Annotated in this window: 12 protein-coding genes; 5 read left to right on the top strand and 7 right to left on the bottom strand. The window is 71.8% G+C overall.

The window, feature by feature from the left end:
• Positions 1–11 precede the first annotated feature (11 nt).
• The 3 genes from KZC57_RS00200 to KZC57_RS00210 all read right to left on the bottom strand — a co-directional run bounded on the left by KZC57_RS00200 (position 12) and on the right by KZC57_RS00210 (position 3071).
• A complete protein-coding gene (locus KZC57_RS00200) occupies positions 12–1628 on the bottom strand; it encodes a Mur ligase family protein (protein WP_217584526.1) in 1617 nt (538 codons plus the stop codon).
• Between the two features lie 91 nt (positions 1629–1719).
• Positions 1720–2394 carry a YcnI family protein gene (locus tag KZC57_RS00205; protein WP_105949621.1) on the bottom strand — a complete coding sequence of 225 codons (675 nt, stop codon included), beginning with the start codon at positions 2392–2394 and terminating at the stop codon, positions 1720–1722.
• 92 nt (positions 2395–2486) lie between these two features.
• Positions 2487–3071 carry a hypothetical protein gene (locus tag KZC57_RS00210; RefSeq protein WP_247640792.1) on the bottom strand — a complete coding sequence of 195 codons (585 nt, stop codon included), beginning with the start codon at positions 3069–3071 and terminating at the stop codon, positions 2487–2489.
• A 66-nt stretch (positions 3072–3137) separates the two neighbouring features.
• Here KZC57_RS00210 and KZC57_RS00215 point away from each other — a divergent pair, with 66 nt between their 5' ends.
• Positions 3138–4451 (top strand): RIP metalloprotease, encoded by a 1314-nt coding sequence (locus KZC57_RS00215; RefSeq protein ID WP_105949623.1) that lies wholly within the window; start codon positions 3138–3140, stop codon positions 4449–4451.
• 18 nt (positions 4452–4469) lie between these two features.
• On the opposite strand, the gene KZC57_RS00220 is transcribed toward KZC57_RS00215, so the two are convergent.
• Complete coding sequence (locus KZC57_RS00220; RefSeq protein WP_247640793.1) at positions 4470–6353, bottom strand: chorismate-binding protein; 1884 nt, start codon at positions 6351–6353, stop codon at positions 4470–4472.
• Between the two features lie 172 nt (positions 6354–6525).
• Positions 6526–7152: a pyroglutamyl-peptidase I gene (locus KZC57_RS00225; RefSeq protein ID WP_247640794.1), complete on the bottom strand. Its 627-nt coding sequence runs from the start codon at positions 7150–7152 to the stop codon at positions 6526–6528.
• An 81-nt stretch (positions 7153–7233) separates the two neighbouring features.
• On the opposite strand from KZC57_RS00225, the gene ispG reads away from it, so the two are divergent.
• From ispG to KZC57_RS00240, 3 genes are read left to right on the top strand one after another with little or no spacing between them, the layout of a single operon-like run.
• Positions 7234–8364: a flavodoxin-dependent (E)-4-hydroxy-3-methylbut-2-enyl-diphosphate synthase gene (gene ispG / locus KZC57_RS00230; RefSeq protein WP_247640795.1), complete on the top strand. Its 1131-nt coding sequence runs from the start codon at positions 7234–7236 to the stop codon at positions 8362–8364.
• Positions 8365–8377: 13 nt separating this feature from the next.
• Entirely contained in the window at positions 8378–8710 is a 333-nt protein-coding gene (locus tag KZC57_RS00235) for a nuclear transport factor 2 family protein (protein ID WP_060922115.1), read from the top strand.
• 45 nt (positions 8711–8755) lie between these two features.
• Positions 8756–9622 (top strand): hypothetical protein, encoded by an 867-nt coding sequence (locus KZC57_RS00240; protein ID WP_060922116.1) that lies wholly within the window; start codon positions 8756–8758, stop codon positions 9620–9622.
• A gap of 90 nt (positions 9623–9712) precedes the next feature.
• On the opposite strand, the gene KZC57_RS00245 is transcribed toward KZC57_RS00240, so the two are convergent.
• Together KZC57_RS00245 and KZC57_RS00250 are read right to left on the bottom strand one after the other, a co-directional pair.
• Entirely contained in the window at positions 9713–10405 is a 693-nt protein-coding gene (locus KZC57_RS00245; RefSeq protein WP_247640796.1) for a nucleotidyltransferase domain-containing protein, read from the bottom strand.
• Between the two features lie 97 nt (positions 10406–10502).
• A complete protein-coding gene (locus KZC57_RS00250) occupies positions 10503–11918 on the bottom strand; it encodes an RNB domain-containing ribonuclease (protein WP_247640797.1) in 1416 nt (471 codons plus the stop codon).
• Positions 11919–11996: 78 nt separating this feature from the next.
• On the opposite strand from KZC57_RS00250, the gene KZC57_RS00255 reads away from it, so the two are divergent.
• A complete protein-coding gene (locus KZC57_RS00255; RefSeq protein WP_247640798.1) occupies positions 11997–12767 on the top strand; it encodes an isocitrate lyase/phosphoenolpyruvate mutase family protein in 771 nt (256 codons plus the stop codon).
• Positions 12768–12784 lie beyond the last annotated feature (17 nt).

Below are 12784 nucleotides of genomic sequence, written 5' to 3' on the forward strand. Positions count from 1 at the left end.
GCGGCGCGGGCTCAGTCCTCGTCCGGGTACGGCACGGGCCAGCGCGGCTCCGGCACCGGCCAGCCGGCGGCCTTCAACGCACGCCGGGAGAGCTCGCGGGCGGAGTACGGCGTCCGCACTCCGCGGATGTCGCGGTAGTCCTGGTGGCCGGGGCCGGCCCAGAGGATCGCGTCGCCGTCGCCGACGAGTCCGACGGCGGCGACGATCGCGGCCTCCGGCGGGGAGTACTCGTGGATCTCGGCGCCAGGACGGGCGCGACGGGCGCCCTCGACGAGCGTCGCGCGGATCGACGCCGGGTCCTCGAACCGCGGGTGGTGATCGGTCACGACGAGGATGTCGCTGCCTTCCACCGCGGTGCGGGCCATGTCGAAGCGCTTGCTGGCGTCGCGGTCCCCGTCGGCCCCGAAGAGCATGAGCACCTTGCCGGGAGTCACCCGTCGCACGGCCGCCAGGGTCTTCTCGAAAGCATCAGGCGAGTGGCCGAAGTCGACGAAGACGGCCGGCCCCCGCGCGCCCGAGACGAGCTGCGTGCGCCCTGGCAGATAGGCGTGGATGCCGCCGTCGCGCTGCAGGGCTTCGACGATGCGATCCCAGGCATAGCCGCCTTCGAGCAGCATGACGATCGCGAGCGCCGCGTTCGCCGCCATGTGCGGACCGATCACCGGGACGGTCGTGGTGAGCGTGCCGGCCGGTCCCGTCATCGTGAACGTCGTGCCGGTCGTCCGCTCGTCGTCGATGGCGACCACCCAGTCGGCCTGCGCCGCAGCATCGGCGTCGGCCGCGATGGAGGGTGTCCCGACGGTGACGACGGGGATCTCGGAGCGTGCGACGACCAGGGCGCCGGAGGAGGAGTCGAGGCAGACGACGCCGCGCACGGCACGGTCGGGGCGGAAGAGAGGCAGCTTCGCCTCGAAGTACTCCTCCATGTCGGCGTAGTCGTCGAGGTGGTCGTGGCTGAGGTTGGTGAACCCCGCGACGTCGAATCGGATGCCGTCGACGCGGTGCCGGGACAGGGCCTGGGCGCTGACCTCGACCGCGACCGCTTCGACCTCGCGCTCGCGCATGAGCGCGAGGAGGGCGTGCATCTCGGAGGCCTCGGGGGTGGTGAGCCGCGAGACGATGACCTCACCCGCGATGTGTCGTTCGGCGGTGGAGGAGAGCCCGGTGACGACGCCCATCTGGTCGAGGATGCCCTCGAGGAGATGCGAGACGCTCGTCTTGCCGTTCGTCCCGGTGGTCGCGAACAGGAGGGGGAGCGGGTCCTCCGCGCCCGTGCCGTACACCCAGGCGCTCAGCGCGCCGAGCACGCCGCGGGGATCGTCGACGATGAGGATCGGGAGGCCGGCGTCCGCGGCGATGTCGGCACCCGCCTGGTCCGTGATCACCGCGACCGCTCCCTTCTCGGCGGCGGTCTTCGCGAACTCCGCGCCGTGGCGGTTCACGCCGCGGATCGCGACGAACGCCTCGCCGGGACGCAGGTCCGCCGTGGCGAGGGTGATGCCACTGAGAGCGACGCCCTCCACGTCGCCACGCACGGAGCGGGCGAACAGGGAGGCGAGTTCGGACAGCTCGCGCCGGGGCGGGTTCGCCGGGCGGAGCACGGGGGGCAGGGTCGGCTGTTGTTCCATCGACATGTCGTCTCCATGTTCTCACGACGGCGGTGTCGGCTCGGGCGGGTCGGTCCGCCGCGCGCCGGAGCCGGGCGCGGCGGACCGAGGGTCAGGCGCGGCGGCGGAACGCCAGCACCGCGACCACGAGCGCCGCGACGCCAGCGAGGAGGCCGCCGGCGCCCAGGGCGATGCCCAGCGCGTCGTCGCCGTCATCAGCAGTCGCGGGCTGCGGCGCGGCGCTCGTGCCGTGACCGTCCGCGGTGCCGTCGGTGACCGTCACGACAGGCGCGGGGGAGTCGAGGTCGTGCGCGTCCTCACCCTTCTCGGCGAGCTGCGTCCACTCGGTCGCGCCGTCCACGCACTGCTGGACCACCGGGAAGGCGAGCGTCTCGGGCGTGTCCTCGTCCAGGCCCACCGACATGCTCACGGCGCCGCGCAGGTCGGTCGGCACAGGGGTGAGGGCGGTGTACGTGACGGCGCTCACGAGACCGTCGTCGCCGCGCTCGACCTGGATGGTCCAGTCGCCGTCGAGCGTCGGGGCGACCGAGGCGAGGCCGTCCGGCATGGTGATGCGCAGGGCCGTGGTGGGCGAGGTGCCGCAGCCGTGCGAGAACGAGAAGGTCAGCACGCCGTGGTCGCCCGCGGCGAGCTCGTCGGGGCTGACGCTGACGTGCGCCCCGGCCATCGCGGGGACGGCGAGGGCGAGGGCCAGTCCGCCGACGATGCCGGTGGCTCCGAGAAGGGTGCGGCGCGGACGACGGGGACGGATGGTGGTGTTCGACATGGGGTCTCCAGATGCTCGTGTGCGGGCGCGCCGGAACAGCGCAGCCCGGAAGGAAGGGCCGTCGAACGGCGACGGCCGGATCAAGGGACGGCTCAGCCGCCGACGAGCAGCGGAGGACCGCGTCGCGAGACCACGGCGGTCGTCGCGACGTCGAGCGGAGGGAGGAGGGCGGAGCGCAGCGGACGCGGGGGTGCCGGAGGCGTGGAGGCGGGCGTCGCCGTGCGTCGGAGGGCGGCCTGGAACCAGCGGGCGATCGTGCGCAGCACGCTCTCGCCATGCCACAGCAGCAGCGTCGTCGGCAGGGCGGCGACGAGGTGGGCCGACAGCATCAGCGCTCCCGGCCCTGGGGCCGGTGACAGCGAGCCGAGTGCGCTCAGGTCGAGGTGGTGGGAGTGGGCGCCGAGGCCGGGGGCGTCTCCGGCGGTGGGGGCGCCCAGAAGCTGGAAGAGCAGGTGGAACGCGCCCTGCGCCAGGACCACGGCCACCGCGACCCGCGCGCGCGACGACCGCTCGCCGACCACGGCGGCGGAGAGGGGCACGAAGAGCGCGGCGACGGCGGCGATGAGCAGCGGGTGCGGGGCGGCGCCGCCGGCGAGCGTGTGGGAGACGGCCGCGAGGAGCGTGGCGATCGCGGACACGGCGGCGGCGCGGAGGAAGCGCAGCTGCCGGGACGTCATCGTGCCAGCCTAGCGACGCTGCGCGAGCCGGGCGGATTCCTAGGCGGCGGGCAGTAGCGTTGGCCTGTGGAATTCCTGCTCTATCTGGGCGGCATCGTGTTCATGCTGATCGGCCTCGGCCTCTCGATCGGTCTGCACGAGGTCGGCCACCTCGTCCCCGCGAAGCTCTTCGGCGTGCGTGTCGGCCAGTACATGATCGGCTTCGGGCCGCGCCTGTGGTCGAAGCGGATCGGCGAGACGGAGTACGGTTTCAAGCTGCTGCCCCTCGGCGGCTTCATCTCGATGTCGGGCATGTATCCGTCATCGAAGGACAGCGGGCCGGCATCCGGGGCGTTCCGCACGCTCATCCAGGACGCGCGCTCAGCCAACGACGAGACGATCGCGGAAGGCGCGGAGGACCGGGTCTTCTACAAGCTGCCGGTGTGGAAGCGCGTGATCGTGATGCTCGGCGGGCCGCTCATGAATCTCCTGCTGGCCGTGGTCATCTTCACCGTCCTCGTCAGCGGGATCGGTGTGCAGCAGGGCACCACGACGGTCGCGGCGGTGAACGAGTGCGTGGTTCCCGCGTCGTCGACGGCGACCGAGTGCGGGGCCGATGATCCGGAGTCTCCGGCCGCTGCGGCCGATGTGCAGCCCGGCGACGTCCTCGTGTCGATCGACGGGAAGCCGGTGTCGACCTTCGCCGAGGCCACCGCCATCGTCCAGGCCTCACCGGGCGATCCCCTCGCCCTCGTCGTGCGCCGGGACGGCTCCGAGCGGACGCTGACCCTCACGCCCATCGCCGCGGAGCGCACCCTCACGGATGCGAGCGGGCAGCCGGTGCTCGACGACGACGGCGATCCCGTCGTGAAGGAGGTCGGCTACGCGGGGATGATCGCGCAGATGGGCTACGTACAGCAGCCGCTGACCGCCGGACCCCAGCTGGCGGCGGACACCGTCGCCCGGGTCGGCTCGCTGATCGTCACGCTGCCGGTGCGGCTGTGGGACGTCGGGGTCTCGCTCGTGACGGGAGGGGAACGCGATCCGAACGGACCGCTGAGCGTCGTCGGCGTCGGGCGTCTCGCGGGCGAGGTGGCCGCGACGGACGCCCCGGTGCTCAACCGGTTCGCCGTGCTGCTCGGCCTTCTCGGCTCGCTCAACGTCGCGCTCTTCGTCTTCAACCTCATCCCGCTGCTGCCGCTCGACGGCGGGCACATCGTCGTCGCGCTGTGGGAGGGGGTCAAGCGGGCGTGGGCGAAGCTCTTCCGGCGGCCGCCGCCGGCGCCGGTCGACGCCACCAAGCTCGTGCCGCTGACCGTCGTCGTCGCGACGCTGCTGATCGCGATGGGCGCGCTCCTGCTCGTGGCCGACCTGTTCAACCCGGTCAAGCTCCTGGGCTGAGCTGTCGGAAGCCCGGCCTCAGGCCAGGGCGTGCGCGGCCAGACGCTCCAGCGTGCGGATGCCGTCGCGGGACAGGATCGATTCGAGGTGGCCCTGCACCGATGCGAAGCCGTCGCCGCGAAGCGCGTAGACGTCCCCGGTCACCGGATCGGCGGAGACCTCGGCGGTGCCCACCGTGGTCACTCCGGGGTCGACCCGCGCAGTGAAGGTGTTGTAGAACCCGATCGAGGCGTCCTCGCCGAACACCGGCACGGCCTTCTGCAGCCCTTGGTGCGGAGCGTCGAGAGGCGTCAACGCGATCCCCATCCGGTCCGCCAGGATCTGGTGGCTCAGGCAGACCGCGAGCAACGGCGAATGCGCCTGCAGGCGGGCCGCCACGACCTCGCGCATCCGGGCGATGCGCGGGCTCGCGCCGTCGCGGGGGTCGCCGGGGCCGGGGCCGGCGACGACGAGATCGGCCGTCTCGACCGCCTCGTCGTCCACTGCGTCCCAGGAGGCGATGGTCACGTCGAGCCCGAGGTGCCGCAGCTGATGCGCGAGCATCGTCGTGAAGCGGTCCTCGGCGTCGACGACGAGGGCGGAGCGGCCGGAGAACGGACCGGTGAAGTCCTCGCCCTGCGGGTTCAGCCAGAACTCGGCGAGGCGGGCGTTGCGCGAGGAGAGCAGCGCGGCGACGTCCGGGTCGTCCGCGAGACGCCGGGACTCACCGGGGGCGTCGGCGTCGCTCCTCGCCTCGGCCACACGATCCCGGTCGATCGCGCCGATGGCCCCCAGGACCCCGGCGGCCTTGCCGTGGGTCTCGGAGACCTCGCCGTGCGGATCCGAGTGCCGGACGAGGGTCGCGCCGACCGGAACGCTCAGCGCGCCGTCCTGCAGGTACACCGTGCGGATGAGGATCGGGGCATCGAGGTCGTGACCGCCGTCGCCGTTGGGGGTGAACAGCGCGGCCACCCCGGAGTAGTAGCCCCGGGGTTTGCGCTCGTGCCGCCGGATCACGGCGCAGGCGTTCTGCATGGGGGAGCCGGTGACGGTCGGGGCGAACATCGTCTCGCGGAGGATGTCCCGCGGGTCCAGCCCGCTCCGGCCGCGCAGCATGTACTCCGTGTGCGTCAGCCGCGACATCTCCTTCAGATGCGGACCCGTGATGCGTCCGCCGTCGGCGCAGACGGCGCTCATCATCTTGAGCTCCTCGTCGACGACCATGAACAGCTCCTCGGTCTCCTTGGTCGACGTGAGGAAGTCGGTGAGCGTCTCCTTGGTCGCGCCGCCCGCCGGATGCCGGAACGTGCCCGAGATGGGATTCATGGTGACGATGCCACCGCGGGCCACGACGTGCGCCTCGGGGCTCGCGCCGACCGCGATATGACCGGGGGTGACGACCGCGAACGTCCAATACGCGCCGCGCTCGTGGGCGAGGAGCGCTCGGAACCAGGTGAGCGCCGCGGTGCGCTCATCGGTGTCGACGGTCGCGGTGAAGTCGCGGCGGATGACGAAGTTCGCGCCCTCGCCGCGGCCGATCTCGTCGGCGATCACCGTCTCCACGATCGCGGCGTACTCCTCGTCCGCGATGTCGAAGCCCTCGTCACGCAGGGGGACCGGGGACGAGGGGAGCGCGTCGAGCACGGCGGCGGTCGGCAGGTGGAGGTGCTCCGCCACGACGAGGCAGCGCAGCGCGGCGCCGTCGTCCTGAGCCACGAAGCCGCGCTCGCGGACCTGTCGATACGGGACGAGCGCGAACACCTCCCGCGGCTCTCCGTCGACGGTCAGCGGGATGTCGGCGAGCAGCTTGACGTCGGTCACGTCGCCGGTGAGCAGCTCCACGGTGTCCGTGCCGTCCCGGGCGATCAGCACGAAGGACGCGGTGGGATCGGCGCTGAGCTCGTCGAGGCGAGAGAGGGTCATCGATGTCTCCTGTGCGAGGGCTCCGGCTCGGCGCAACGAAAAGACCGCCCCGGAGGCGGTCTGGATTCGAGGGAACGCGAACACACCGCCTAGGAGGCGGGCCACCAGGTGATGTGCGCGATCATTGGGGCGAAACTACCACACCCCGCCCTGCCGGCCGGGCGGCGTGACGTCACCAGAGAGAGCCGCCGGTTCCCGCTTCTTCGTCGTCGAGGCAGTGATCCACGAGCAGACGCACGCCGCGGGCGATCTCCTCGTAGTCCAGGTGCGGAGCGCCGGCCGGCGCGGTGCTGCGGGACCAGGGCAGATGAACGAAGCCGGCGGGCACGGGCGCGGGAACGGCGGAGAGCGCCGTGTACAGCACGTGGTTGCACACGTACGAGCCCGCGGAGAGCGAGAGGCGTGCGGGGAGACCCGCATCGGCGAGCAGGCGCACGAGGCGCTTCACGGGGAGGGTGGCGAATCGGGCGGCCGGACCGTCCGGATCGCTGCGCTGGTCCACCGGCTGCGCGCCGTCGTTGTCGGGGATCCGCGCGTCGATCAGGTTCAGCCCGACCCGCTCGACCGCGATCCGATCGCTTCCGCCGGCGAGACCCGTGCACACGACCGCGTCGGGGGAGTGCTGGGCGATCCGCTCCCGCAGGAGCGCGGCCGATCGGGCGAACGACACCGGCAGCGTCGCGACGACCAGGTCGTGAGGGCCGTCGTATCCGGTGGCGACCGTCTCCACAGCCTCCGTCGAGGGATTGCGGGCCGCGCCGTCGAACGGATCGAAGCCGGTGAGGAGGATGACCGCCATGCCCTCAGCGTAAGCGCCCGCATCCAGCCCTTCTGCATCCTGGCGGCGTAGGCTGGGATCGTGCCAGCAGTGAATCTTGGGATGCCGAAGGTCCCCGAAGTCCTCGCCCCGCGTCGCAAGTCCCGCCAGATCAAGGTGGGCAAGGTGCTCGTCGGCGGCGATGCGCCCGTCAGCGTGCAGTCGATGACGACGACGAAGACGACCGACATCAACGGGACGCTGCAGCAGATCGCGGAGCTCACCGCCTCGGGCTGCGAGATCGTGCGCGTCGCCGTTCCCTCGCAGGACGACGCCGATGTGCTGCACATCATCGCGAAGAAGAGCCAGATCCCGGTCATCGCCGACATCCATTTCCAGCCGAAGTACGTCTTCCAGGCGATCGACGCCGGGTGCGCGGCCGTGCGCGTCAACCCGGGGAACATCCGCAAGTTCGACGACCAGGTCGGCGAGATCTCCAAGGCCGCCAAGGACGCGGGCGTCTCGCTCCGCATCGGCGTGAACGCGGGATCGCTCGACCGTCGCCTGCTCGAGAAGTACGGCAAGGCCACGCCGGAGGCCCTCGTCGAGAGCGCGGTCTGGGAGGCGTCGCTGTTCGAGGAACACGACTTCCACGACTTCAAGATCTCGGTCAAGCACAACGACCCGGTCGTCATGGTCAAGGCCTACCGTCAGCTCGCCGAGCGGGGCGACTGGCCGTTGCACCTCGGCGTGACCGAGGCAGGCCCGGCCTTCCAGGGCACGATCAAGAGCGCGACCGCCTTCGGCATCCTGCTGGGAGAGGGCATCGGCGACACCATCCGCGTGTCACTGTCCGCCCCGCCGGCCGAGGAGGTCAAGGTCGGTCACCAGATCCTCCAGTCCCTCAACCTCCGAGAGCGCAAGCTCGAGATCGTCTCGTGCCCCTCGTGCGGTCGGGCTCAGGTCGACGTGTACACGCTCGCGGAAGACGTCACCGAGGGGCTCAAGGAGATGACGGTGCCGCTGCGCGTCGCGGTCATGGGCTGCGTCGTGAACGGCCCGGGTGAGGCACGCGAGGCCGACCTCGGTGTCGCATCCGGCAACGGCAAGGGCCAGATCTTCGTCAAGGGCGAGGTCATCAAGACCGTCCCGGAGGCCGACATCGTCGCCACCCTCATCGAGGAGGCGAACCGCATCGCCGCCGAGATGGGACCGGACGCTCCGCTCGGCACCGCCCAGGTCGTCACCGCCTGAGCCGAGGAGCGCCATGCCCGACTTCCTCCTGCCCGCACCGGTCCAGGCCATGATCGACGCGATCAACGCCGGAGACACCGAGGCCTTCGTCGCCGCGTTCACGCCGGACGGCTTCGTGAACGATTGGGGCACCGTGAAGACCGGTGCCGACGGCGTGCGCGGCTGGGCGGACAGCGATGCGATCGGCGCCGGGGCGCGGATGAACGTGCTCTCGGCCGCCACGGACGGCGACACGACGCGCATCCGCTTCGGCTGGCGCAGTCGCGTCTTCAACGGCGAGTCCGAGGGGATCTTCGTCGTCGACGGCGACCGGCTCGTCAGCTTCACGATCCCGCCGTCCCACTGACACCCGGTGCCCCGTCGGCTCCGCCGCCCCTTTCCGAGGAGACCCATGACCACGCCCACGATCGTCACCTTCCCGGACGGCACCCTCCGCGGAGACGCCGTCGTGACCCGCGTGGCGGACGACGCGGACGGGACGGTGATCGTCGTCGACGCCACCCCGTTCCACCCCGTCGATCACACCTGGCCCGATCAGCCAGGCGACACCGGCGCGATCTCCGGCGAGGGCGGATCCGTCCGCGTGACCGAGGCGCTCATGGCTGCGGTATCGGACGACGGCGAGTTCGCAGTGGGCAGCGAGATTCCTGTCAAGCGCGGGACCGAGGGGTGGACGTGGCTGGTCGCTCACCGGCTGGAGGGCGCGGCGCCGGCGTGGCTCGCAGAGGGGGCTCGCGTGGTGCTCTCGGTCGACGAGGAGCATCGCGTCGGCCTCAGCCGCGGTCACACCGCGTGCCACCTCGCCTCCCTCGCCCTGGACCTCGCGGTCGCCGACCTCTGGCGCAAGGACCCGGGGGACGATGCGTTGGGAAATCCGGACTTCGAGGGACGCGCGAACCAGTCCAGCCGCATCCACGAGGACGGTGCGGTCGACGAGTACCGCCTGGGTAAGAGTCTGCGCCGTGCGGGCTTCGACACGGAGACGTTCGCGGCCACGCTGGCGGACCGCGAGCAGCGCATCAACGCGCAGCTCGCCGCGTGGGTCTCCGCGGCTGCCGCGAGCCGTATCGAGGTGGACGGGCCGACCATCGTCGACCGACGGCGCTGGCACTGCGACCTCCCCCAGGGCGAGGCCGTGATCCTCTGCGGCGGCACACATGTCCGTTCCCTCGCGGCGTTCGCCGCCATCACGGTGGCTCTGGAGCTGTCCGACCCCCAGCTCCTCGTGATGACGACGACCGCGACTCCCGCCTCCTGAGCCCTCGCCCGGCTCAGGCGTTCGCGCGAGGACAGGCGCCAGCGCCCGGTGTCGCCTGTTGTCGCGTGACTGCCTGTTCCCGCGATGAGGTCAGCGCACGAACCCCGCCTGCACCCGACCACCTGCGAGTTCCAGTTCCTCGCCGACCCGCGCCGCGAACCCGGCGATGTCTCCGGCGAGCAGTGGAGTGCTGAGCCGATCCGCGCGCTCGGGATTCCACGCGCGCAGACGTCGGGGGAGCCATTTCCCGGATCCGATCCACCGCGCGTCAGTCAGCAGCATCAGCTCCGCCATGCGCTCGAACAGCAGGCCTGCGACCACGCGCTGTTCGAGAGGATCCGTCGCGTCGCCCAGGTCGTCGAGGAGATCGGTGATCACGTACCGCCGGATCCGCGACTCCGTCTCCTCCAGGACGGGGCCGGCGGCGAGCACGGCGCCCCACCGGGCCCGCAGGTCGTCGAGCCCGGTTCCGGAGCGCACCGGCACGCCCTCCACGAGCATGTGCACGATGACGGGCCGGTGCTGTGCAATGCCGCGGTTCGCCCATGTCTCGAACCCTGCCGCCGTGTAGGCGAACACCTCGAAGGTCTCGCCCTCGAACTCGAAGGTGGCGGCCTCGCTCACCTGGGCGTCGTCGGCGAACAGGTCGTCGTCGATGAGCAGGAGGTCGATGTCGCTCGTGTGCGTGCGCTCGCCGCGGGCGGTGCTCCCGGCGACGATCGCGATGCGTGAGCGCGGATACCGCTCCACGAGGAAGCGCTCGATGCGCTCGGCCTGATCCATCTCGACAGGGTATCCGGCCGGGATCAGGCGATCGCGGCGGCACAGGCTCTCGTGCCGGGAAGCGCCTCATCCGGCGTCCTCGCCTGATCCGGCGGAGTCAGACAGCGAGCTCGATCTCGCCCGTCGCGATGTCCACGCGCACGACGTGCAGCGAGACCACGTCCCCGGGTCTCGTGTCGGGGGTCACCGGCGCGGTCGTCGTCACTGCAGGCTCCGCGATCTGGACGGCAGCCCGCTCGCCCCGGAGCTCGATGACCGTCGCCTCGACCGTCTGTCCCACCAGGGGAGTGAGCAGTGCGGCCTCGACGCGGTTCACGGTGTCCGCGTCCAGCTGCGACGCCCGTCGGCCGGAGTCCTGCATGAGCGCGGGGAGGTCTCCGAGCGAGGAACGCACCCACTCCGGCACGGGCTGCCCTGTCGAGACGGCGAGGCAGATGGTGAGGACCCAGCGGTCGACGAGCCGGCGGAGCGGCGCGGTCGCGTGCGCGTAAGGGGCTCCGATCGCGGCCTGCACGGCGTCGGCGGGCGGCTCCCCGTCGAACACGAGGTACCCGGCTCCGCGGAACAGCGACGCGGCGGCTTCCAGCACGGGAAGGGTCATCGGGTCGGAGCGGTCGAGCCCCCGCAGATACTCGCCGTAGGTGCCCGTGATCCACGGGCGCCCGAGCGCCTCCGTCTGGTGGCGGAAGGCCGCGAACGCCGCCTCGTCGGGTTCCGGCATCGTGCGGAGGATACCGACGCCCGCGTCGATCATGAGCGCCGCGGCCGCCATCCCGGTCATGAGCGAGAGCTGCGCGTTCCACTCCTCGACGGGCAGCGGGCTGCGGCGCTCGATCGCATAGGAGCCGTCGTCGGTGCGCACGACCTCCTCGTCCGGGACGTTGAGGCTGGCGCCCCCGCGGCGGCGCTCCTGCTCGAGGCGGAGGGCGCCGATCTCCGGCAGCAGGGCCGCGAGACCGCCGTCGCCCCGGTCCAGGGCGTCTTGCGTGGAGACGTAGTCGAGCTGCGCGCGGGACCGGATGAGGGCGCGCTCCAACCGGAAGTCAGTCACGGTGCCCGCGGCATCCAGCGTGAACGTCCACACGAGAGCGGGACGGTTGACATCGGGGAGCAGGGAGGCGCGGTCCTCGCTCAGCACCGGCGGATGCAGCGGGATCGTGCCGTCCGCGGCGTACAGCGTCTGTCCCCGCCGGCGCGCCTCCGCGTCCACGGCGCCTCCCGGTACGACGAACCCGGGCACGTCCGCGATGGCGTACCGCACCCGATAGCCGTCGCCGTCCCGGTCGAGGTGGAAGGCCTGGTCGAGGTCACGGGCGCCCGCCGGGTCGAGGGTCGCGAACGCGATGTCCGTGAGGTCGAGCTCCGGGGTCGTCGCCGAGGCCGCTTCCGCCTTCGCGAGCACGTCGGCGGGAAACGCGGTCGGCGTGTCCAGGGCCTCCCGCAGCGCGGAGAGCGCCGCGGCGAGCTCGGTCTGGGCGGCGGAGGGGGCGACATGCGAGCGGCGCTGGGGCATGCCGCCAGCCTAGGTCGAGCACCGGGACGATCCGCTGCAGCCGGCCCGCGTGCCCGCACCGGCCGCTAGCGTGGGGACATGACCACTGCTGCCAAGGCCCAGACCCTCGTCGGACTCTATGACGCCCCGGAGATCCTCCGCGTGGTGAACGTGTGGGATGTCGTCTCCGCACGCGCCGTCGCCGCGCTGCCGGAGACGAAGGCGATCGCCACCGCCGGTCACGGCATCGCGGCGTCGTTCGGCTACGACGACGGCGACACCCCGCGCGACGTCATGATCGACATGGTCGGACGGATCGCGGCGGCCGTGTCCGTCCCCGTCACCGCCGACCTGGACGACGGCTACGGCGACGCGGGGGAGACCACCCGGCTCGCGATCGCGGCCGGCGTCGTCGGCGCGAACGTCGAGGACCGCCTCAAGCCGCTCGACGAATCGGTCGCCGTCGTCGAGGCGATCGTGAAGGCTGCGGAGGCCGAGGGCGTGCCGTTCGCCCTCAACGCCCGCACCGATGCGTTCGTGCGTGCCGGGTCGCGCCCCGTGGAGGAGAGCGTCGCGGACGCGATCCAGCGCGGGCGTGCGTTCCTCGATGCGGGTGCCACCGCGGTGTTCGTCCCTGGCATCCTTGACGCGAACGTCACTCGACAGCTCGTCGAGGGCATCGGAGAGCGCAAGGTCAGCGTGATCGGCATCCCCGGCGCGCTCGCCGCCTCCGAGTACGAGAAGCTCGGCGTGGCCCGCATCTCCTATGGCCCGCTGCCGCAGCGCGTGGCGCTCACGGCTCTGCAGGAGCTCGCCGAGAGCCTCTACGGCGGCGGCGTCGTGCCGCAGGGACTCCCGGCCCTCAACTGAGCGACGAGGAGGGTGAC

It is taken from the genome of Microbacterium sp. KSW4-4 (genome assembly GCF_023091185.1).
In the GTDB taxonomy this organism is placed as follows: Bacteria; Actinomycetota; Actinomycetes; order Actinomycetales; family Microbacteriaceae; genus Microbacterium; species Microbacterium paraoxydans.

Excerpts from the sequence above, each read along its gene's own strand:
- KZC57_RS00210 (WP_247640792.1), bottom strand. The coding sequence starts at position 3,071 with ATGACGTCCCGGCAGCTGCGCTTCCTCCGCGCCGCCGCCGTGTCCGCG.
- KZC57_RS00205 (WP_105949621.1), bottom strand. The coding sequence starts at position 2,394 with ATGTCGAACACCACCATCCGTCCCCGTCGTCCGCGCCGCACCCTTCTC.
- KZC57_RS00220 (WP_247640793.1), bottom strand. The coding sequence starts at position 6,353 with ATGACCCTCTCTCGCCTCGACGAGCTCAGCGCCGATCCCACCGCGTCC.
- KZC57_RS00200 (WP_217584526.1), bottom strand. The coding sequence starts at position 1,628 with ATGGAACAACAGCCGACCCTGCCCCCCGTGCTCCGCCCGGCGAACCCG.
- ispG (WP_247640795.1), top strand. The coding sequence starts at position 7,234 with ATGCCGAAGGTCCCCGAAGTCCTCGCCCCGCGTCGCAAGTCCCGCCAG.
- KZC57_RS00250 (WP_247640797.1), bottom strand. The coding sequence starts at position 11,918 with ATGCCCCAGCGCCGCTCGCATGTCGCCCCCTCCGCCGCCCAGACCGAG.
- KZC57_RS00240 (WP_060922116.1), top strand. The coding sequence starts at position 8,756 with ATGACCACGCCCACGATCGTCACCTTCCCGGACGGCACCCTCCGCGGA.
- KZC57_RS00225 (WP_247640794.1), bottom strand. The coding sequence starts at position 7,152 with ATGGCGGTCATCCTCCTCACCGGCTTCGATCCGTTCGACGGCGCGGCC.
- KZC57_RS00255 (WP_247640798.1), top strand. The coding sequence starts at position 11,997 with ATGACCACTGCTGCCAAGGCCCAGACCCTCGTCGGACTCTATGACGCC.
- KZC57_RS00235 (WP_060922115.1), top strand. The coding sequence starts at position 8,378 with ATGCCCGACTTCCTCCTGCCCGCACCGGTCCAGGCCATGATCGACGCG.
- KZC57_RS00245 (WP_247640796.1), bottom strand. The coding sequence starts at position 10,405 with ATGGATCAGGCCGAGCGCATCGAGCGCTTCCTCGTGGAGCGGTATCCG.